A 20,022-nucleotide genomic window follows, 5' to 3' on the forward strand; every position below is an offset into this window, starting at 1 on the left:
GGGCGAATCACTGGAGGCGATGCTTCTTATATTAATGGATTAATTCAAATCACTGGGGGCCAGTCTAATCTCTATTTAATGAATCCGGCAGGAATTGTTTTCGGGGCGAACGCGCAACTTAACGTTCCTGGAGACTTTTTAGCAACGACTGCCACCGGAATCGGGGTTGGATATGGATGGTTTAATGCGATCGGGGACAATAACTGGGCAAGTTTAGTGGGAACCCCGTTGCAGTTTGCCTTTGGGTTAGAACAACCGGGAAGTATTGCCAATTTTGGGGAGTTAATCCGGCAACCGGGGAATCATTTAACTTTGTTAGGAGGGAGCATTCTCAATACAGGGACGCTGACTTCTCCTGGGGGAACGATTACGATCGCCGCAGTCCCTGGTGAAAGTGTCGTGAGAATTTCCCAAGAAAATCATCTGCTGAGTTTAGATGTGAGGCAGCAAGAGACTCACTCCTTGGGGGCGATCGCACCCTTGTCTTTACCCGAGTTGCTCGTTGGGGGGAGTCTCACCCATGCCACCAGGGTTGTAGTCCAGGAAGATGGTACGATCGCCCTCACAGGTTCAGAAATCACCGTTGCGCCACAACCGGGAGATGTCATCACCTCCGGGACTCTGGATGTCTCTGCGGAGGAAACCGCCGGGGGACAAATCGCCCTTCTGGGTAATCGAGTGGCCGTAGTTGAGGGGACTCTGGATGCCTCGGGCAGTGGTGGCGGAACGATTAGAATTGGTGGAGACTTTCAGGGACGGGGAAATATTCCCAATGCCACTCAAACTGTTGTAACTCAAGGGTCGGAAATTGCTGCCGATGCGATCGGGGATGGCGATGGCGGTACGGTGATTTTATGGGCCGATGATACCACCGAGTTTGCCGGAAGTATAACGGCCCGAGGCAGTCAGGAAACCCCATCCGATGGGGGTTTTGTGGAAGTGTCCGGGAAAGAAACCCTCCTGTTTCGAGGCCATGTAGACTTGAGTGCAGTCCGGGGAACCGTGGGAAATCTCCTGCTGGACCCGGAAAATATCGAAATAGTCGCGAATGGGGGGACTCACAACAATACACTGCTATTTAATAGCACCATTTTAGCGACGGATGGCCCAGGTATAAACTATACCATTAGCAGAGCAACTTTAGAAGGGATTATTGCGGATATCCGTCTGGAGGCCAGTAACGATATCATCATCGCCCCGGGGGTTTCTTTGAACTTTGCCAATCCCGGGGGAACCCTCGTCGGGGCCAATCCGTTACAACTGGCGTTTATTGCTAATGCCAATAATAGCGGCAGTGGCGACTTTAGAATGGACCCGACTCAATCGATTATGGCGAAGGGTCGGAGTCTGACGATTTCCGGGGTGAATATTACCCTGGGAAATGTAGATGTGAGTGATATTAGTATAAACATTCTGTTTCTGGGACTGATGGCCCGAAATGCCGGGAGTGTCACCCTCACCGCCACCGGGGGAGATATTGTGACGGGGAATATTATCGCCCAGGCGAATGACAATTTGCTGGGGGATTTGGTCATGCAAGGGGGTGGAGATATTACCCTGTCGGCCCCTTTGGGGCGAGTAGAAACGGGGATTCTCAGGACCGATGCCTATATGGATGGGTTGGTGAAAGGGGATGGGGGTGTCATTGCGATCGCTGCTGGAACTGATATCCAAACGGGCAATGTCAGTACCCGCAGTAGCGGTGCCTCCGGTGGTGCCGTCACCTTAGATAGCACTACTGGTTCCATTCTGACTGGAAATATCGATTCTCGGTCCGATAACAATGGCAATGGGGGAAACATTCGCCTCACGGCAAATCAGGGGAACATTGGGACCGATAGAATTTGGTCCCGGTCTACCACAAATGGGACCAGTGGCGGCAGTATAGATTTATATGCACCGACTGGGACTATCTCTGTGGAGTCGATTCAGGGATATATTAATCCGATTAACATTGAGGGGGATTTGCGGGTTAATCAGGACTTGACGATTGAACATTACCTCGACCAAGGAGATATCCATCTGGAAGGGTCGGTAAATGGGGATGCCCGGTTGTTCCTCCAGACGGAACTAGGTACGGTAACGATTGATTCCGTTGTGGGGGAGGAAACGCCTTTAGTTGATTTAACCGTGAATGCGGCGAACACGGCGATCGCCCAAAATATCACTACCACTAATAATCAAACCTATCATACCCCAATCACCGTCACCGGGGATGTGGAACTCACGGCCAATCGGATTCAGTTTACCGATGTCGTTTCTGCCACGGGTACAATCAACCTGGAGGGGAATATTGGAGAAACCACCCCCTTAACTCTCTTAACCACCGATACCCCAACCACCTTATCGGGAAATGCCACCGCTACTCTCCTGGATTTCGGGGATAGTTTATTCTTAAATGGCAATCTCCGCTTACGAGGAGAGGAAATTGACTTTGGCGGTCCTGTCTTTGGGACAGGTGACCTCACTTTAGAGCCCTTCACCGCTAACCAACCCGTCGCCCTGGGGTATGCCGATAATAATACCCCTGCTTTAGACTTAACTGTAACTGAATTCAATCAATTCCAAAATGGATTTAATTCGATTACCATTGGCCGGACTGATGGGACTGCCTCGATTGATTTGAATCAAGTTTCCATCCGCGACCCCTTGACCGTGCGATCGCCAACGGGCATGATTAATCTGCATAATACCATCTTAGGCACTGATAATGCTTCCCTGATTTTTTCTACCAACGGAGATATTCAAATCCTCAATCCCGCAACGGTAGAAACTGCGAACGGAGAGATTACCTTTGATGGGACCGTCAATGGCAACTAAAACTTAACCGTAACTGCCGGGAACAGTAGGATTAATTTTAATTCCAGCATCGGGGCATTCACCCCTTTAAATGATATTACATTAACCGCTGACGACCTGAATTTTGGCGGGACAATCCGGGGTGATGGAAATTTAGTATTGCAACCCTTTACTCCCAGTTTAGATATCAAAATGGGGGGAATCAACCCTGAAAATAATTCTGCCTTAACCCTGACGGCAACGGAACTAGATTTATTGCAAACTGGGTTTAACTCCATTAGCATTGGACGGATAGACGGGACCGGAACCAACACCTTAGACGCAGGTCGGTCCGTTGTGGAATTTAGAGATTCGCTGATTTTGCGGGGAAATACAGTAGAACTTGCAGGTGGGATTCGGGGGGAAATAATTCCTCAATCACCTTTGAAGGCAACAACATTATTTTAGAGAATAATACAGCAGTGGAAACGGCCCAAGGAGATATTACCTTTGTCGGTACCGTGAATGGCGATCGCGCCTTAACTGTGAATGCAGATAATGGCACAATTCGCTTAGAAACCGCTAATTTAGCTGAACTGAATGCCACAGCAATTCAAACCCTTCTTGATGGGGATATTGTCACCACCCAGAGTAATGGGATTAGAATTCAGGGGGACAATATTCAACTGAATCGAAATCTTACCCTGGATACATCCGCCGCCAATGGTCAGATTATCCTCGGGGGAACGGTGAATGGTTCTCAAGAATTGACCTTAAATAGCGGCACAGGTAACCTGCAAATTGAGAATGCGATCGGGAATATTATTCCCCTGATTGGGTTAGGAATTCAGGCCGGGAATGTCACTGTAGATGCCCCAGTCGCCGTAGAATTGGGCGGGATTACCATCGATGCAATGGGAACCGTTCGTCTGAACCGCCCGATCGCCACCGAAGGCAACACCCAGGTTACTGCAGGGGGAAATATCACCACCGCTGACCTCACTGCGGGCGAAATTACCCTAGAGAGTACATCGGGTTCAGTCGCCCTCACCGGACCCTTAACTACCCAGGGAAACAATGGTGGGGCGATCGCCTTGAGTGCTAATACGGGCATTACTGGGGGAAACATCAATAGTAGCGCCACCTTGGGAACTGGGGGAAATCTCACCGTTGATACCACCACCGGGAATATTGCCCTGGGAAATATCAACACATTCGGCGTTACTGCCGGGGGTGAGGTAAAAATTGAAACCGGGAATAATATCACCATTGGATCCGTGAATAGTCGCGCCACAGCGGGAAATGGGGGGAACATTGCCTTCACCGGAAACAATGGCACCCTGGCACCGGGAATCATTACCTCGGGAGACTTGAATGCCTCTGGTGCATTGGATGGAGGAACCATTCAAGTCCTGGCAGAAACCTCCATCTTTGCCGGGGCGATCGCCGCGACAGGAACTGCGGGGGCCGGGGGGAATGTTACCCTCGACCCGTTCGGGGATATCGAAGTGAGTTGGATTAATGCTGAAGGGGGAACAATCGGGGGAACCGTCGATATTACCACCGGGAGCAATTTCCGCGCTACGGGGACATTTACCGCAGCAAATGGACAACCGGCGAGTATTTCCACCATTGGCGGGACCGGGAGTGGGGCGATCGTCATCAGTCACGGAGGCGATGGGATTGTTCCTTTTATAGTGAGAGATGGCAGCAGTAATGGGACTGCCGGTGCATTGACGACGGGGACCAGTGCGATCGGCAATGACTCGTTTTTATACACCTTTACCCAAGGCAATATCGGCATTTACTCGGTTCCAGAACCCCCACCGGAACCGACTCCGGAACCTGTAGAGGAACCGACACCCGCGCCAACACCCGCGCCGGTAGAATCCTCTACGCCAGCGCCAACACCCGCGCCAACACCAGCGCTGGTAGAATCCTCTACGCCGGTCCCCATCAATGCACCTGCACCGATTCAATCGCCACAGGCAGCAACCCAACCTCTGCCTACACCAGAATCAGTAGGAAATATTCCCCGGGTTTCGATCGCCCCGATATCGCCGCAGGAATTACCACCCAGTGAGCAATCTCTAAACCCGGGACCGGAACAAATCGTCGGTCCTGAACCCGAACAGTCACCGATTTTGGGCCCCCCAGAACCCAACGAATCCATAGAATTACCGATCACCTCTCCTAGTGAGAGGGTCATAGAACCCATCCAGACTACGGGTGGGGAAAGGGTTGCCAATCCTGGGGGAGAAGTACCAGCGATCGCACCGGGTACTGAGAACGTGCCATTACTGAAATTGCCACCGGGAGTCAGTGAGACTTTGCCGGAACCCTTATCTCAACCCACTGGGGAGAATGTGCCTGAACCCAGACAACCGGCGATCGCACCCTTATCGGACCCGACTGCTTCCAGTGCAACGAGCGATCGCGTTTCTATCCCTAACCTAGACTACTCCTCTGGACAACCCCTAACACCTCTCGGCGATCCGGGATGGATTTTGAATGAAATTTTGACCATTGATAGCTCAATTTGGTATGAATGGGCCATCACCCAAAATCCCCAGTTATCGAATACCGAAATCGCCAAAGGGAAGGAAATGCTGGAATCCCTCAAACGAATGAAAGCAACCGTAGGAAATATCGTTACGGGGTATGAGCAACTGGATCTGGCCTTGCTTCCTCACCAACAGGAACACCAGTATAGTAGCCCAATTGCCATCACGATTAACCCGAATCATCAAGCATTGATTCAGGGGGAAAAAACGGGAGAGATTACCCGATCTCTGGAACAGGCATTTGCGAATCAAAATACCGAAGAAATTCTCGGGGCGATCGAAGACTCTCGAAATCAAGAATTCCAAGATTATCTTGGTGTGACTGCCAATTTGCCCTCCCAAAATCTTACCCTGTTTAGCTTCCAGGAAACCTTAAAAACCATCAAGGCGCAAACCGGAAAACAGGCCGCCATTCTGTATGCCATTTCTCGGGGCGATCGCCTGGAAATCATCTTAGTCCCCCCGGTTGGTAGTCCCATTCGCAAGACCATTCTTGAAGCAACTCCCGAGGTGCTGTTTCCTGTGGTCAATGAATTTAGACGGGAAATTACCGACCCGAGACGACAAAATATGAACCACTATTTTTCCTCGGCAAAACAATTATATGATTGGATAATTGGGCCAGTCGCTGAAGAATTAGAAAATTTAGAAATTGATACAATTCTGTTTTCTCTGGATCCGGGATTACGCAGTTTACCCGTCGCCGCCTTGTTTGATGGTGAGCAGTTTTTAATCGAACGGTATAGTCTGAGTTTAATTCCCAGTTTTAGCCTAACTGCCCAAAGCTATATTCCTTTGGAAAACTCTCCAGTTTTGGCAATGGGTGCTTCACAATTTACCCAGAAAGCGCCTTTACCGGCAGTGCCATTAGAGTTAACAACGATTGTAGAGCAAACCGGGTCTCAGCAAGCATTTTTAAATGAAGAATTTACCCTGGAAAACTTGTTACAACAGCATGAAAAAGATAACTTTAAAATTATTCATCTCGTGACTCACGCTGAATTTCAATCGGGCGATCGCACGAATTCCTATATTCAACTTTGGGACCGTCAGCTAAATTTAGATGAGATGACGGCATTACAGTTAGATATGCCTGAAGTGGAGTTGTTAGTGCTATCTGCTTGTCGAACCGCCCTCGGCGATCGCGAAGCGGAATTAGGGTTTGCTGGATTAGCGGTTAAAAGTGGTGTCAAAACAGCGATCGCCTCTCTGTGGTATGTCAACGATGAAGGCACATTAGGACTGATGACCGAATTATACCATCACTTGAACTTAGTTCCCCTAAAAGCCGATGCCCTGCGTCAAGCACAACTTGCCATGCTACGCCAGGAAGTGAGAATCGAATCGGGTCGTCTGATTCACTCCCAAGGGGCGATCGACTTGCCACCGGAATTGTCAGACGTCGGAACTTATCCCTTATCCCATCCCTACTATTGGTCTGGATTTACCGCGATCGGCAGTCCCTGGTAAACAGCATCAGGGGTTCAACTCCCCGCTATAGGTTGCCCCTACAAAGCTGATTTTAACCCCTTAACCCGCAGTTCCTGTTTGAGTAAATAAGTCGTCATTTTACCTTTCCCCTTAACCTGAATCGGACCGCGTTTTTCTAATAAAAACTTACCTTCTAAGCGCGAGTAAGTCGATTCTGTGACCTGAATTTCACCGGGAATCCCATGAGATTCCATGCGGGAGGCGATATTCACCGTATCCCCCCATAAATCATAGATAAACTTTTTCAACCCAATCACCCCAGCAATGACGGGACCGCTATTAATGCCAATGCGAATCGTAAAGGGTTCCCGAATTTTCGTGCTAAACTCAATCACTTCTTGCTGCATATCCAGGGCCATTCTAGCGATCGCCTCCGCATGATCTTCCCGGGGTAACGGCAGTCCCCCCACCACCATATAAGCATCCCCAATCGTCTTAATTTTTTCTAACCCATGTCGTTCTGCCAGCAAGTCAAAGGTCGAAAAAATATCATTGAGTAAATGAACTAACTCCCTCGGGGAAACCCGAGACGCTAACTTAGTAAACCCGACAATATCCGCAAACAACACCGTTGCCTCGGCAAATCCATCGGCAATCGTGCCTTGTTCCTGCTTGAGTCGAGTGGCGATCGCCTCGGGTAAAATATTTAATAACAACCGTTCCGACTTTTCTTGTTCATTCCGCAACGCAATTTCCGCTTGTTTGCGTTCCGTAATATCTCGACAAAGGGCTAACAACAATTTGCGGTTCCCCGCCTCCAATAATCCCACCCGCACATCCACGGGAAACGTACTCCCATCTTGGCGACGATGCACCCCTTCTAAGGCGATCGGAACCCCACGACTCATCTCTCGCCAGCGTTGTTTGAGGGTTTCAAACGGGACCTTTTGTTCGATATCGGCCATTGAGCGATCGAGCAACTCCGGACGACTGTATCCTAAACTGTCACAAACCGCATGATTCACATCAATAATCTGCCCCTCTAAATCATGAATAATAAACCCATCTGCCGCCTGTTCCATCACGGCGCGAAATCGTTCTTCACTGTCTCGCAATGCCGCCTGAGCTTGTTTGCGTTCCGTAATATCTCGAATCGCCGCCACCCGCAATTTCCGCCCTTCGTAGGGGAGAAATCGCCCTTCTATTTCAATGGGAAATCGAGTGCCATCTTGTTTTAATCCGGTCACTTCGTAAGGTTTTTCATACCTCTCTACGATATGTTTGAGGACCAAATCTCGATGTTCTGGGACAATCAAAGTTAACCCATTGCGATCGATTAAATCCGAGAGGGGATAGCCAAACATCTTGACACCAGTTTGGTTGACATCTATAATTTTTCCATGCTCATGAACGATAATCGCTTCTAAGGTTGCCCCGGATAAACGGCGAAATCGCTCCTCACTTTCTTCTAAGGCTTTTTGAGCTTGTTTGCGATGGGTAATATCTCGAAAGGTTCCGGTATAAAAGGCGGTGTCTCGAAACTTAGCTTCCGTAATCGAAACTTCCACGGGAAATTTAGAGCCATCGGCGCGAATTCCCACGAGTTCATGAGGATGTCCCGAGGCGACAATTTCCGATAAAAATTGTTCGATTTTGAGATTTTTATCCGGTTGCCAATATAAAACATCTAGCCCAAATTCAATCAGTTGAGGCAGGGACATTCCTAATAAGACAGATTTTTGATAGCCAAAAATCACTTCAGCGCGAGGATTAACGCTCATGATTTGGAAATCCGAGGCATTAAAAGTGGCGATCGCATCGGTGGCCGTTCTGACGATCGCATCAGTGCGAGTCACCGCCTCCTCTAGGGCATTCATCACCTGATTATAGCGATCGGCAATTTGACCCACCTCCGTAAATGGTTCCACCGGCACTCGTAAGGTCAAATCCTGGGTTTTCGCCTGAGAATCCATTACCCGAAACAGATCCAAAATCTCCGTTTTCGCACGATGTTCCGAAACATTCAATCCAATATACTCATCTGCTGCCGACACGCGCAACGGAAAAAATCGATTCACCACCGAGAGGAACGAGTAAGCAATCCCAAAAGCGAGAATAAAACAGGTAACAATCCCTAACACCTGGACTCCCAACTGTTCTAGGCGATTCAACCCCGTTCCCAACAGTTCCGGTTGACCAAACAACGCCACCGCTAAAGTTCCCCAAATTCCGCCCCCGAGGTGAACTGGGACTGCACCAACTGCATCATCCAATTGGCATCGGACTAACAGGGACTCTACCGCGATCGTCACCAATCCAGCGATCGCGCCAATCGTCACCGCTGAAATTGCCGTTACGCCATGACAGCAGGCTGTAATCGCCACCAACCCCGCCAAGGACCCATTAATCAGCCGGTCCACCTCGGGAATCTCCCGGGACCACCACCCCGTAATTAAAGCCGTCATCATTCCCGCGACCCCGGCCAGGACCGTATTCACAATCACCCGGGCCACATCTTCATTCAGGGCCAGGGTGCTGCCTCCATTAAACCCAAACCAACCCAACCATAAAATTAACGCCCCCAAAACCGAAATCGGTAGGTTAGAACCGTGGATTTTTTCCGCCTTTCCGAACTGGGGAAAACGACCTGCACGCGCCCCGACAATGGGTAAACTGGCTAAAGAAACCCAACCCCCCACACTGTGAACCACCGTGGAACCAGCAAAATCCACAAACCCCAGTTTTCCCAACCATCCCATCAGCGCCCCGTGATTCACCCCATTCCAGGCCCAATGTCCAAAAATTGGATAAATCAGGCCAGAAATTAAGCAAGCGATTAACAGGTACGACCCGAATTTCATCCGTTCAGCGACGGCACCGGAGACAATGGTGGTGGCGGTGCCACAAAACATGGCTTGGAATAAAAAGAAGGCCAAATCAAAGGCCGGTAAATCTGTTTTTAAAAAGAACCCGCTACCCCCAATCCAGCCGTGGAAAGAAGTTCCAAACATCAGGGCAAATCCAAACATCCAAAATAACGCTACGGAACAGCCAAAGTCGGTAAAGTTTTTAACCGCAACGTTAATACTATTTTTAGATCGGGTCAGTCCCGATTCCAGACACATAAATCCAGCTTGCATCAAGAAGACCAAGCCAGAGCATAATAAAATCCATAGAATGTCAATGGTGAGATAGGTGGGTTGAGTTTGAGACCCCTCCGGTCCCTCCCTAAACCGGCGTTCCTCGGTGCGAGTAATGGCGGTGACGGGTTCAGAGGTTCCTGGAGGAATAAGAGTCGGTGTTCTCGACCCGGTAGGAGCCTCAAAGCGCAAGGGTTCAGAAGGATATCGAGATTGGTCTAAAGGGGCGCTGGATGACCTGTTTTGAGCGATCCAGAGTGGTTTAGGGAGGCGATCGACCAAGGGAGAGGGGGTTGCGGATAACCGGGGTTGGAGGGTAATCACCAATCCCAGGGTTAACAGAAATAAAAGCATCCCAATCAAGGACTTTCGTTGCATAGATTCCAGGTACAAGGGATAGGATGTCAGCGTAATTTTATGAAAATTTTCCCCGAATAACACCGGGCTATTCTAATAAACAGAGCAAAGGTTTATACTGTCCGGAATCTCTCCTAATAATTTTCCAAAACTCCCTTCTTTCCGTCATTAAACTTCCGAAAATGCGGCCAATTAACGCCTGATTGTTTCTATAGCGCGTCTAAATCCATTGGAGAATTCGGGTCCGCCAAAACACCCTATCGATAATGTCAGGGCGCTTCCTCAACGGCACCTACACCCCATGATTAAAACTCGCGCTATTTAGGGCCTGCATCGCTACTATAGCCTACGGACCCAACTTGTCGAGGGGAAAAAATCCCCCAGTTTCAGACCCGTCTTTCCCTTGCGCCGTTCTCGATTTAGCCGAGGGTCAAGGTTTTTGGAGTTGTCCAGGTCAAATTCACCCAGATTAGGGGGCGATCGCCCCCTAAGCTAACTTTACCCACACCCCCTATAATGCAAGGGTAGTTTAAACCGTTGAGCTTTCCTCAATCTCGCTCAGTCGTTGAATGGAAAACAATATCACCGCTTTCTTAACATAAAATTATGCTGAAAACATCCCTGGCTTGTCTAAGCACTTCCCTCGTTTTATGCTCGCTCACTCCGGCTTATGCTCAAGAATTTGATGGCATTTTACAAGGACTGTTGACCCCAGATGAACTCCAAATCCATCAACGGGTGGGGAGTCAACAGGCGGAACAGTTGGGACAAAATGCCTGTAACGCTCTTGCCGCAGGGTCTTCCGTCCAAGACTTTGCCACCGAAGTCGCCGAGTCTTTGGCGCAAGAAAACCTACCCCAATCGCAATTAGAAGCGCGAGCGCTCTATAGCAGTAAAGTGATTGCTGTTGGGGTTGCCATGTTCTGTCCCGATCGCTTTTCCCAATTGCAATCACTATAAGCTAAGGCAGGCTTCACACGGATCGCTGTAGCTGAACCCGGTGAAACCTGCCTTGGCTTCCTATTCCTTCAGTTGTCATCCTTTAATCTTTTCATCGGTGAATGATTAAAGGCGAAACACATCCCCAAAGACTGAATCACTATTGACCAATCTCTCCGGGTCCGGTGAATCATAAACCACTAACAAAGAATTAGGTTGTCCCAAACAAGGCAGAAGGGCCAACCCTTCACCGCGATCGGTTCCTAGCTTAAACGGTAAATCAAATAAAACTTTTAATGAAGTCTCATCCTGGGCGATGATTGTATCTCCCTGCCGCTCAAACACCCCGGTTAACCGGAATATTTTCATTCCCCCGTCCAAATCTAAAGTTGGACCCGCTAAAACAATTAGGTCATCTCCCTCTAAACATAATTCTCGAATTCCTAACCCATTTAAATCCAAAAAATGCTTTTTATACAGTCGTCCTTCTGCGCCAATTTCTTTGAGGGTTAAAATTCCGGGTTCGCTTTCTTCAACTTCTAGTTCAATAATCACCGACCAACCTCGTAAAACAGGACCGCGAAACCCTATCAAAATTTTAGAACCGCGAACCGCCAATCCTTCTATATCTAATCCATTTTCTTTGCTGGGAACCTGAGCGGCTATAATTGAACCAAAATGAATGTCTTTTTTCAGGGCATCTATCAAAATATTGCCGGTTTCAGTTTTTTGCAGGGAAGCAGCAGTCAGTTGGCGATCGCCATTTAAGGAATCCGAACAGGCTTGCACGGGAATTCCCTGTTGAATGGGAATTCTTGCTAATAAATATCGATTAGCATCGGTTTTAATTTCGGCCAGCCTGCTGATATCTTTTTCGGGATTCTTCCCTTTTGGCTTGTTGCGTTTTGTACTATGAGAGCCGGTAAACCAAAGATATCCCTCAGAGTAATCCATTCCTTCGATATCGATTTCATCTTCTTGATTAAATAACTCGATAAATTCTCCAATTTCAAAGGGTTGATGATTGCCATAAACATAAGGTTCAATCAAAGAAAGCCGTTCGAGGGTTAGTAATTCATCGGAACCGACCCATAAGGAACCATCCGGAGTAAAGGCAACGGCGGATAAATCTCCCACCCGTTCCTGAGTTTCAGGGTCAAATTTAAGCAGAATTCGGCTGAGTAAAAAAGCTTCAGGCATCAGAATTTAACCAGAGTTGGATATTTTATAGCGTTTCTCATGTTCACAAGGTACAGCCCTCACCCCAAACCCCCTTCGACCCTTCGGCGGGGGTCGAAGGGGGCTGGGGGTGAGGGTGAGTCCACCGAACCGCTATATATAGCGTGTCTTACCGAAATTCCCCCTTCTAAACCATTGATTTAGGCTGGCTCTAGTTGGAGATACAACGGTTGATTAGAGATTCCTAAAACAGGGGTACAGTATTAGATAAAGAGGAGAAAAAACGGGTTTCTGCATCACATAGGTTGCAAAGGAAGCCGAGATTTTTTACAAAAATTCGGTTTCTAACCTAGACTGTAGCAGAGTCGTAGGCCGTGATGGGCTCTCTCAAAAGGTAGAAATTTAGGGTTAAATTGGCTCAAAGGGGAGGAAAAATCTGCATTTCTTGAACCGATCGCGATCGCCTTTGAGTCACAAGACTCACCCCACCGTTTCCTCCCACTCCCCCCTACCATCCCTTACAACGGTAGGTTTTTACGATTAATAAGTATTGTCCTCGTGAAGCGCGATCGCCACGTCACGAGGATTCTGTACCCAGTGATCCGGAATCCCCCACTCGAACATCCCGGGGACTAGCCGATCGCGCCGCATTCTTCCTAACAACGGGCGATCGCTACTTTTGATTTACTCCACTGCCACCGACTCGGGTGCCGGAATTTCGCTACAAACGTCATAGAACCCCGTCATCGGGGGTTTGGCAAATAAATGGGAAATTTCATTTAAAATAGCCGCGTAAGCCTCACTATGGTTAGAGTCCATCGCGTCAATATCATCCCAAAAAATCACCGCAATCCCCTTATCACTATTCGGCTGTTGTAGTAAATAGGCTCCCTTAAACCCCTGGGTGTAGGTAGAGACGGCTTTTTCGTACAGTTGCTTGGCTTCCTCGAATTTGCCTGATTTGAATTCGCCGATCGCCACATAAGCATATTTATGTCTGAGAAAATCCATAAACTCGGTCATGACTGCCTCCTCTGGGTCACAAAACTTGCTAATTTAATCACAAGTAGAGTCGGAAGGAGGCGATCGCCGATGGCGCATTGCCCTAACTCGAATCTCTCCTCCCTCTACTTCCTTGTATGTTTTCACCTTACCATTATTAGCACCCTTGACCGAAAGCAACCCTCTCAATCAATGACCCCTTCAAAAGTCCAATTCATCCTCTACAGACTGGATATTCCCACAGAGATTCCGTTGCCAAGCCGCCCGAACTAACCGTAGCTCATTGTAGCTATATTTTTCCCCCAAATGTTCATAAACTGGCTTGAGCAGATTAGAACCCAACAATTGCAATGCTTGGATAATCACCTGCTGCCGTTGCACCGGTACCAATCGGTGAATATCCACTGGCTGATCCATTTCCAGCAGTTCAATTAAATGACTTTCCACCGTTGTCTCTTTCAGATTTCGTTTCGCCGCAATTTCTGCAACACTCATCCCCTCTTGATGGGATTCTAGGGTGAGTAACTGAGTAAAAGAAGGGTCAGATTTCACGACGGATTCAGGGATAGCCATCGGTTTGCTTTCTTGGAGTCCTCGGGATTGACAGTAGGCTTGGATTGAGGTAATAAACCGATCGCCAAATTCCGCCAATTTATACTCTCCCACCCCGGAGATTTGTTTAAAAGCCGCCAAAGATTGGGGACGTTGCTGGGCGATCGCTTTCAAGGTACTATCTGGAAATACCACAAAGGGCGGAACCCCTCGCTCATTGGCAATTTCCCGGCGCAGGACGCGCAACTGCTCAAATAACTCTTTCCCTGCGGCATCCAACTCCCCAGTGCCATTGCCACCTCGACTCATCCCCACGGAAGAGAGTCCATAAGTTTGACAATACTCGCGAATTTCTGTCACAAAGCGATCGCCATATTGCTCTACTTTATATCCCACCACCCCCGAGAGCGTGCCAAATTCATCTAACGTTTGAGGACGTTGCTGGGCCATTAATTTCAGGGTCGAATCCGCAAATACCATATAGGGGGCGACGGATTGCTCATCAGCGATTTCTTTCCGCAGCGATCGCAGGCGATCGAGCAACATTTCCACCTCGGCCTTTTTGCGATCGCGATCGGTCATGTCCGAATTCACCGGCGCTTTCGGAACCGCAATGAAAACCTGCCGTTGCTTTCGCATCACCTCCCAACTGCCCTCATTTAACTTGAGGACGGAATAACCATCAGTGGTTTCTTCCACTAACCCTTGATGAATCAGTGATCGGCCCAGCATTTTCCAATCATCAGCGGTTTTATCCAATCCAATCCCATAAGTTGAAAGCGTTTCATGGCCGTATTTTAAAACCTTCTCTTTTTTAGAACCCCGCAACACATCGATAATATAATTCATTCCAAACCGTTCCTTGGACCGCGCTACGCAGGAGAGGAACTTCATTGATTCAATAGTCCAATCTTCTGTTGGGTTGGGATGTTTACAATTATCACAATTATCACAATTTCCCGGAAACCGTTCCCCAAAATATCCCAGTTGAATCGTGCGCCGACAAACGGTACTTTCTGAATAATTAATAATTTGTCGTAACTGCTGACGAGCAATTCTTTGTTCATCCACGTCAGTTTTTTGGTCGATAATATACTCAATAGTTTTAATATCACCATAGCCAAAAAACATCGTACAATTGGCCGTTTCTCCATCCCGTCCGGCCCGTCCAGATTCTTGATAATAGCCTTCAATATTGCGGGGTAAATCATAATGCACCACAAAGCGGACATCGGGTTTATTGATGCCCATTCCAAAGGCAATGGTGGCGACGATTACCTGAGCATCATCGCGAATGAAGCGGGTTTGATTGGTACTGCGCTCATCATCGGGCATTCCGGCATGATAAGGGATGGCATCAATGCCTTCGCGTTGTAATTTATAGGCGATTTCATCGACACGGCGACGACTGAGACAGTAGATAATTCCTGAACCCTTGCTTTCGCGAATCAGCTTGACTAATTCTCGATAAGATTGCTTGTTTTTTTGGCGAACTTCGTAATACAGGTTAGGGCGGTTAAAACTGGCGAGGTGAATTTTCGGGTCACGCAGGGCCAGTTGTTGGGTAATGTCTTGACGGACGCGATCGGTTGCGGTAGCAGTCAGGGCCATCATGGGAATTTCCGGATAGCGCTGGCGCAGCAGTTGCATTTGCCGATATTCTGGGCGGAAGTCATGGCCCCATTCCGAGACACAATGGGCTTCATCGATCGCAAACCCACTGATGCCGACTTGAGCGCGGATTAGGTCCATAAAGGGAAGAAATCGTTCACTCAGGAGACGTTCTGGGGCGACATAGAGGAGTTTGATTTCACCCTGGAGAATGGCTGTTTCCCGCGATCGCGTCTGTTCCCAACTCAGGGTGCTATTGAGAAAGGTACAGGCAATGCCGTTATTTTTCAGGGATTCGACTTGATCCTGCATCAAGGCAATCAGGGGTGAAACCACCACTGTTACACCCTTGCGCAGGAGGGCCGGGAGTTGAAAGCACAAGGACTTACCGCCCCCAGTGGGCATGACGATCAGCAGATCCCGATTTTGCAGGGCGGCTTCGACGATCTCTCGCTGTCCCAGACGAAAGCTATCATGACCGAAAAAATGCTTGAGCGATCGCTCTAACTGATTCGGGGCAGTGGCGTTTAAGGGGCTGATGCCTGACATGGCTCGCAGTTTGTCGTTGAGTTTCACCTTATTTTATCGGGTCACCGACCCTCCTCATTCTTAAATTCTTAAATTGAGCCGGTATTTGGGGTTAATGTCCTGATCGTTGATTTTATCCGGTCACCGGGTCTCCTCCCTAGAAGTTTCGATGTAGCCTTTGCTGACAAGGATTGGGATGAGACTTGCCAGCCTGACGCTTTTTTATAACTTAAGTGATGTGAGGAAAAACATGGGAACGCCTTTATTAAGGCATCCAACCACCCAGCATCGGTGGAGTCGGATGAGAATGCTCCCACCAGCCCCCCCCGACGGCATCCCCTCAACAGTTGGGCCACCGTTACCTGAAGGTGGTCCCGTGATTTCTTTAGCAGCATATCGACAAGGGGCGATCGACCCCAACAACTTTGTCTGTCCCATCACCGGAGAACTTTGGCTGAACTCAGTTTGTGCAGGTTCTTCCACCAAACTCCACGATAGCTGTGTCGGGTGTCCCGCCGCCAAACTGCGGTGTTTGGTAAGGGCGATCGGCATGGAAATTCAGGGTTAGTTTTCCCCAGAATCTACTCCAGTTGACCGCTGATCGGCCCATAATGGTGAACAGACCCTTACATCAGAAGTAACCTATCATGCCCAAAGCCATCTGGAATGGAGCCATCTTAGCCGAAAGCGATCGCTGTGAAGTTGTCGAAGGAAACCAATATTTTCCCCCTGACTCCATCAAGTCGGAATATCTCCAAGAGAGTAATACCCACACCAATTGCCCTTGGAAGGGTCAAGCCAGTTATTACGATATCGTAGTTGAGGGTCAGGTAAACAAAGATGCTGCCTGGTACTATCCTAATGTTAAAGATGCTGCCAAGCAAATTAAAGGCTATGTGGCATTCTGGCGTGGAGTCAAGGTAGAAGTCTAAAAGTTTCTAAAGGCGTGTTCATAGAACACGCCTTTATTTTACCTGTTTCTTCCTTCGTTCGTAGTAACAACTTGTGTTGGGATGAGTCATGAATCGCCTTGACTATGAACTGAGGACTGGAGGGGGCTTTGCTTCAGGTAAGAACTAACTTAGGTGAGAAATTCTGAGATAATTGGACCCCTTGAGACAACCGATCGCCCCGAGGGAGGAGCCAACTCGACCCAGGTGGAACATTTCCGGAAAAAACAGCATCGGCCTTGTTTGTTCAGGTGGAATTGAGGGAACCCTCATGCCTAGAGCGATCGCTATCAGGACTTAATGCCGTTAGCATTGACTAAGACTTTACAGAATCAGCTTATAAATTTGATATTCCTTTACCAGATTGGCTCCCTTGTCTTTGAGACTTCTCAACCAATGGTCTAAGGTAAGGATAGATCCACTCAAATGACTTGCTATGCTTGAAGCAAAAAGGGGTCTTGCATCTACGACGACTCACTCATAGTGTCGAAAACATCCGTTTGAACAATCAGGTGAAGTTTCATGAGCTACTGCGTCAATCCCGCCTGTCCAGAACCTAAAAATGCCGACGATGCCATTCAGTGTGAAGCCTGTGGCTCAAATTTACTCTTGCGCGATCGCTATCGTGTACTCAAAGCATTGGGTCAAGGTGGTTTTGGAGCTACGTTTGTAGCCGTAGACGACCTATTGCCCGGGAAGCCCATCTGCGTGATTAAGCAACTGCGCCCTGCCTCAACCTCGCCTCGGGTTCTGGATATGGCAAGGCAACTCTTTGAGCGCGAGGCGAAAACCCTGGGAAAAATTGGCAATCATCCGCAAGTCCCAAGACTGCTCGATTACTTTGAAAGCGATCGCCAATTTTATTTAGTTCAGGAATATGTTGGTGGTCAAACCCTCAAACAAGAAACCAAGCGCAATGGACCTTTGAGCGAATTTGCGGTCAAACAATTTCTGCGGGAAATCCTGCCCTTGGTCAAATATCTTCATGATAATAAAGTCATCCATCGGGATATCAAACCCGCCAATATCATTCGCCGGGAAGTGGATAACCAGTTAGTTCTGATTGACTTTGGGGCAGTCAAGGACCAGGTGAGTCAAACCGCACTGCTCAACGCGAATTCCACCGGAGAAACCGCCTTTACCTCCTTTGCGATCGGGACCCCGGGTTTTGCACCTCAAGAACAGATGGCATTGCGCCCGGTTTATGCCAGCGATATTTATGCCGTGGGAGCCACTTGCCTGTATCTACTCACCGGCAAATCCCCCAAACATTTCGACTATGACCCGATGACAACCGAACTAATCTGGCGTCCTTACGTTTATGTCAGTGATAGTTTTGCAGCGGTCCTGGAAAAAATGCTGGCGGCATCGGTGCGCGATCGCTACCAAAGTCCAGAAGAAGCCCTCCGCGCCCTCGATGTAGAATCCCACCGTCAAACCCTTTCCGAAGGACTCTCGACGCGACGCAAAGACGTATCCCAGCAAGAAGAAGAAACCCGACTCGAAGAAAAAAATAACCGAGCATTATCCCCTGCCGCCCGAGAAGTCGAGTTGCTACGAACACGCCGCGCCAATCAAAAGGCTAAAGCCGCCAGTCGCGGGGCCACCGCCTTAAATTCAGGAATGAATTCTCATCCCGGTTTGGCAACGAGCTTTCGCACCCAAACTTTAGCCGCCTCCAGTGGTGGCAGTGATGGCATTTTAGATGCCAAGGCAGTCCGCTTGGCTTATGGCAAGGGTAAACGAGACTTTGGCGACTGCAATCTCACCGGGTTAGACTTGCGGTCCTCTATCCTATCCGGCGCTAATTTTTATGACGCCAAGCTCAATCGCGTCAACTTCCAAGGATCCGACCTCACCAATGCCAACTTCGGACGCGCCAGTTTAATCAAAGCTTGTCTGCGGGATGCCAATTTAACTAAAGCCTATTTTGTCAATGCCAATTTAGAAGGCGCGGACCTCCGAGGGGCTGACTTAATCGAAGCATCCTTCACCCAAGCAAATCTGCGCGGGGCCAACCTCTGCGGGGCCAACCTCACCGGGGCCAGAGTTAGCGAAGCCCAGCTTTCAATGGCACGCACCAACTGGCTGACGATTAAACCCAATGGCAAACGAGGCATCTTTTAGCCAAATTTTACCCCAAACCCAGTTTTAACCCCTGAGCAGACCCATGCTCTTGTAAAATGAGTCAGGCTGACTTATTTTAGGCGTCCATATCAATGCGGATTTCTCTAAACTGGTTGCGGGAACTGATAGACATCACGATGTCTCCAGAAGAGTTAGCCCATACGCTGACGATGGCTGGATTTGAAGTAGAAGACATCGAAGATCGGCGCAGTTGGGCTAACGGCGTCGTGTTGGGAAAAATTATCGATCGCGAACAACATCCCAATGCCGATAAACTAAGCGTCTGTAAGGTCAATATTGGCGGGGAGTCTCCTTTAAATATTGTCTGTGGCGCACCGAATGCTCAGGCTGATATTTATGTGGCAGTGGCCCCGATTGGCACCTATCTGCCCAAAATTGACTTAAAAATTAAAAAGGCTAAACTGCGCGGCGTCCCTTCGGAAGGGATGATTTGCTCGTTAGCCGAGTTGGGTTTGGCAAAGGAATCCGAGGGGATTCATCATTTTGAACTGGAAAACCCTCAATTAGGGACGGCGGTTTCTCCCTTGTTAGGTCTAGATGATGTGATTTTAGACTTGACCTCTACGGCAAATCGGGCCGATGCCTTGAGTATGGTGGGAGTAGCCCGAGAAGTGGCGGCCCTCACCGGGGCCTCGTTACGATTGCCGACTGCCTCTGATACCGCCATGACACCCGGTGGCAAGGGTCTGTCCTTAAAAGTTAACGAATCCAAAGCCTGTCCTGCCTATATTGGCACGGAAATCACTGGGGTCAAAATTGCTCCTTCTCCCCTGTGGTTGCAGCAACGTCTCCAAGCTTCCGGGGTGCGCCCAATTAATAATGTGGTGGATGTCACCAATTACA

The 20,022-nt window shown here is 48.8% G+C and carries 12 protein-coding genes; 8 read left to right on the forward strand and 4 right to left on the reverse strand.

Annotated elements, in window-relative coordinates; genetic code table 11:
* The 3 genes from J0895_RS20945 to J0895_RS26870 all read left to right on the forward strand — a co-directional run.
* Nucleotides 1-2,820: two-partner secretion domain-containing protein (locus J0895_RS20945; protein ID WP_207089935.1), on the forward strand; the 2,820-nt coding region annotated here is incomplete at its 5' end.
* 138 nt (nt 2,821-2,958) lie between these two features.
* Complete coding sequence (locus J0895_RS20950) at nt 2,959-3,246, forward strand: hypothetical protein (RefSeq protein WP_207089936.1); 288 nt, start codon at nt 2,959-2,961, stop codon at nt 3,244-3,246.
* Between the two features lie 14 nt (nt 3,247-3,260).
* On the forward strand, nt 3,261-6,812 hold the full coding sequence (locus J0895_RS26870; RefSeq protein ID WP_207089937.1) for a CHAT domain-containing protein: 3,552 nt from the start codon (nt 3,261-3,263) through the stop codon (nt 6,810-6,812).
* Between the two features lie 38 nt (nt 6,813-6,850).
* Here J0895_RS26870 and amt read toward each other — a convergent pair whose 3' ends face one another.
* Nucleotides 6,851-10,291: an ammonium transporter gene (amt, locus tag J0895_RS20960; protein ID WP_207089938.1), complete on the reverse strand. Its 3,441-nt coding sequence runs from the start codon at nt 10,289-10,291 to the stop codon at nt 6,851-6,853.
* A gap of 585 nt (nt 10,292-10,876) precedes the next feature.
* Here amt and J0895_RS20965 point away from each other — a divergent pair.
* Entirely contained in the window at nt 10,877-11,230 is a 354-nt protein-coding gene (locus J0895_RS20965) for a DUF732 domain-containing protein (RefSeq protein ID WP_207089939.1), read from the forward strand.
* Between the two features lie 105 nt (nt 11,231-11,335).
* Here J0895_RS20965 and J0895_RS20970 read toward each other — a convergent pair whose 3' ends face one another.
* The 3 genes from J0895_RS20970 to recQ all read right to left on the reverse strand — a co-directional run bounded on the left by J0895_RS20970 (nt 11,336) and on the right by recQ (nt 16,102).
* Nucleotides 11,336-12,409: a DUF3616 domain-containing protein gene (locus J0895_RS20970; protein WP_207089940.1), complete on the reverse strand. Its 1,074-nt coding sequence runs from the start codon at nt 12,407-12,409 to the stop codon at nt 11,336-11,338.
* Nucleotides 12,410-13,072: 663 nt separating this feature from the next.
* Nucleotides 13,073-13,411 (reverse strand): antibiotic biosynthesis monooxygenase, encoded by a 339-nt coding sequence (locus J0895_RS20975; RefSeq protein WP_207089941.1) that lies wholly within the window; start codon nt 13,409-13,411, stop codon nt 13,073-13,075.
* Between the two features lie 180 nt (nt 13,412-13,591).
* On the reverse strand, nt 13,592-16,102 hold the full coding sequence (recQ, locus tag J0895_RS20980; RefSeq protein WP_207089946.1) for a DNA helicase RecQ: 2,511 nt from the start codon (nt 16,100-16,102) through the stop codon (nt 13,592-13,594).
* A gap of 286 nt (nt 16,103-16,388) precedes the next feature.
* Between recQ and J0895_RS20985 the strand changes: the two genes are divergently transcribed.
* From J0895_RS20985 to ytpR, 4 genes are all read left to right on the forward strand, one after another.
* Complete coding sequence (locus J0895_RS20985) at nt 16,389-16,649, forward strand: hypothetical protein (protein WP_207089942.1); 261 nt, start codon at nt 16,389-16,391, stop codon at nt 16,647-16,649.
* A gap of 79 nt (nt 16,650-16,728) precedes the next feature.
* Nucleotides 16,729-17,013: a DUF427 domain-containing protein gene (locus J0895_RS20990; RefSeq protein WP_207089943.1), complete on the forward strand. Its 285-nt coding sequence runs from the start codon at nt 16,729-16,731 to the stop codon at nt 17,011-17,013.
* 540 nt (nt 17,014-17,553) lie between these two features.
* Nucleotides 17,554-19,158, forward strand: a complete 1,605-nt coding sequence (locus tag J0895_RS20995; RefSeq protein ID WP_207089944.1) for a serine/threonine-protein kinase — start codon at nt 17,554-17,556, stop codon at nt 19,156-19,158.
* 92 nt (nt 19,159-19,250) lie between these two features.
* The coding region (gene ytpR, locus J0895_RS21000) for a YtpR family tRNA-binding protein (protein ID WP_207089945.1) at nt 19,251-20,022 on the forward strand (772 nt) is incomplete at its 3' end.

The organism is Phormidium pseudopriestleyi FRX01 (assembly GCF_017313335.1).
Taxonomy (GTDB): Bacteria; Cyanobacteriota; Cyanobacteriia; order Cyanobacteriales; family Laspinemataceae; genus Laspinema; species Laspinema pseudopriestleyi.

What these genes read in the sequence shown, in the direction of transcription:
- amt (WP_207089938.1), bottom strand. Translation starts at nt 10,291, where the DNA reads ATGCAACGAAAGTCCTTGATTGGGATGCTTTTATTTCTGTTAACCCTG.
- J0895_RS20965 (WP_207089939.1), top strand. Translation starts at nt 10,877, where the DNA reads ATGCTGAAAACATCCCTGGCTTGTCTAAGCACTTCCCTCGTTTTATGC.
- J0895_RS20970 (WP_207089940.1), bottom strand. Translation starts at nt 12,409, where the DNA reads ATGCCTGAAGCTTTTTTACTCAGCCGAATTCTGCTTAAATTTGACCCT.
- J0895_RS20975 (WP_207089941.1), bottom strand. Translation starts at nt 13,411, where the DNA reads ATGACCGAGTTTATGGATTTTCTCAGACATAAATATGCTTATGTGGCG.
- recQ (WP_207089946.1), bottom strand. Translation starts at nt 16,102, where the DNA reads ATGTCAGGCATCAGCCCCTTAAACGCCACTGCCCCGAATCAGTTAGAG.
- J0895_RS20985 (WP_207089942.1), top strand. Translation starts at nt 16,389, where the DNA reads ATGCTCCCACCAGCCCCCCCCGACGGCATCCCCTCAACAGTTGGGCCA.
- J0895_RS20990 (WP_207089943.1), top strand. Translation starts at nt 16,729, where the DNA reads ATGCCCAAAGCCATCTGGAATGGAGCCATCTTAGCCGAAAGCGATCGC.
- J0895_RS20995 (WP_207089944.1), top strand. Translation starts at nt 17,554, where the DNA reads ATGAGCTACTGCGTCAATCCCGCCTGTCCAGAACCTAAAAATGCCGAC.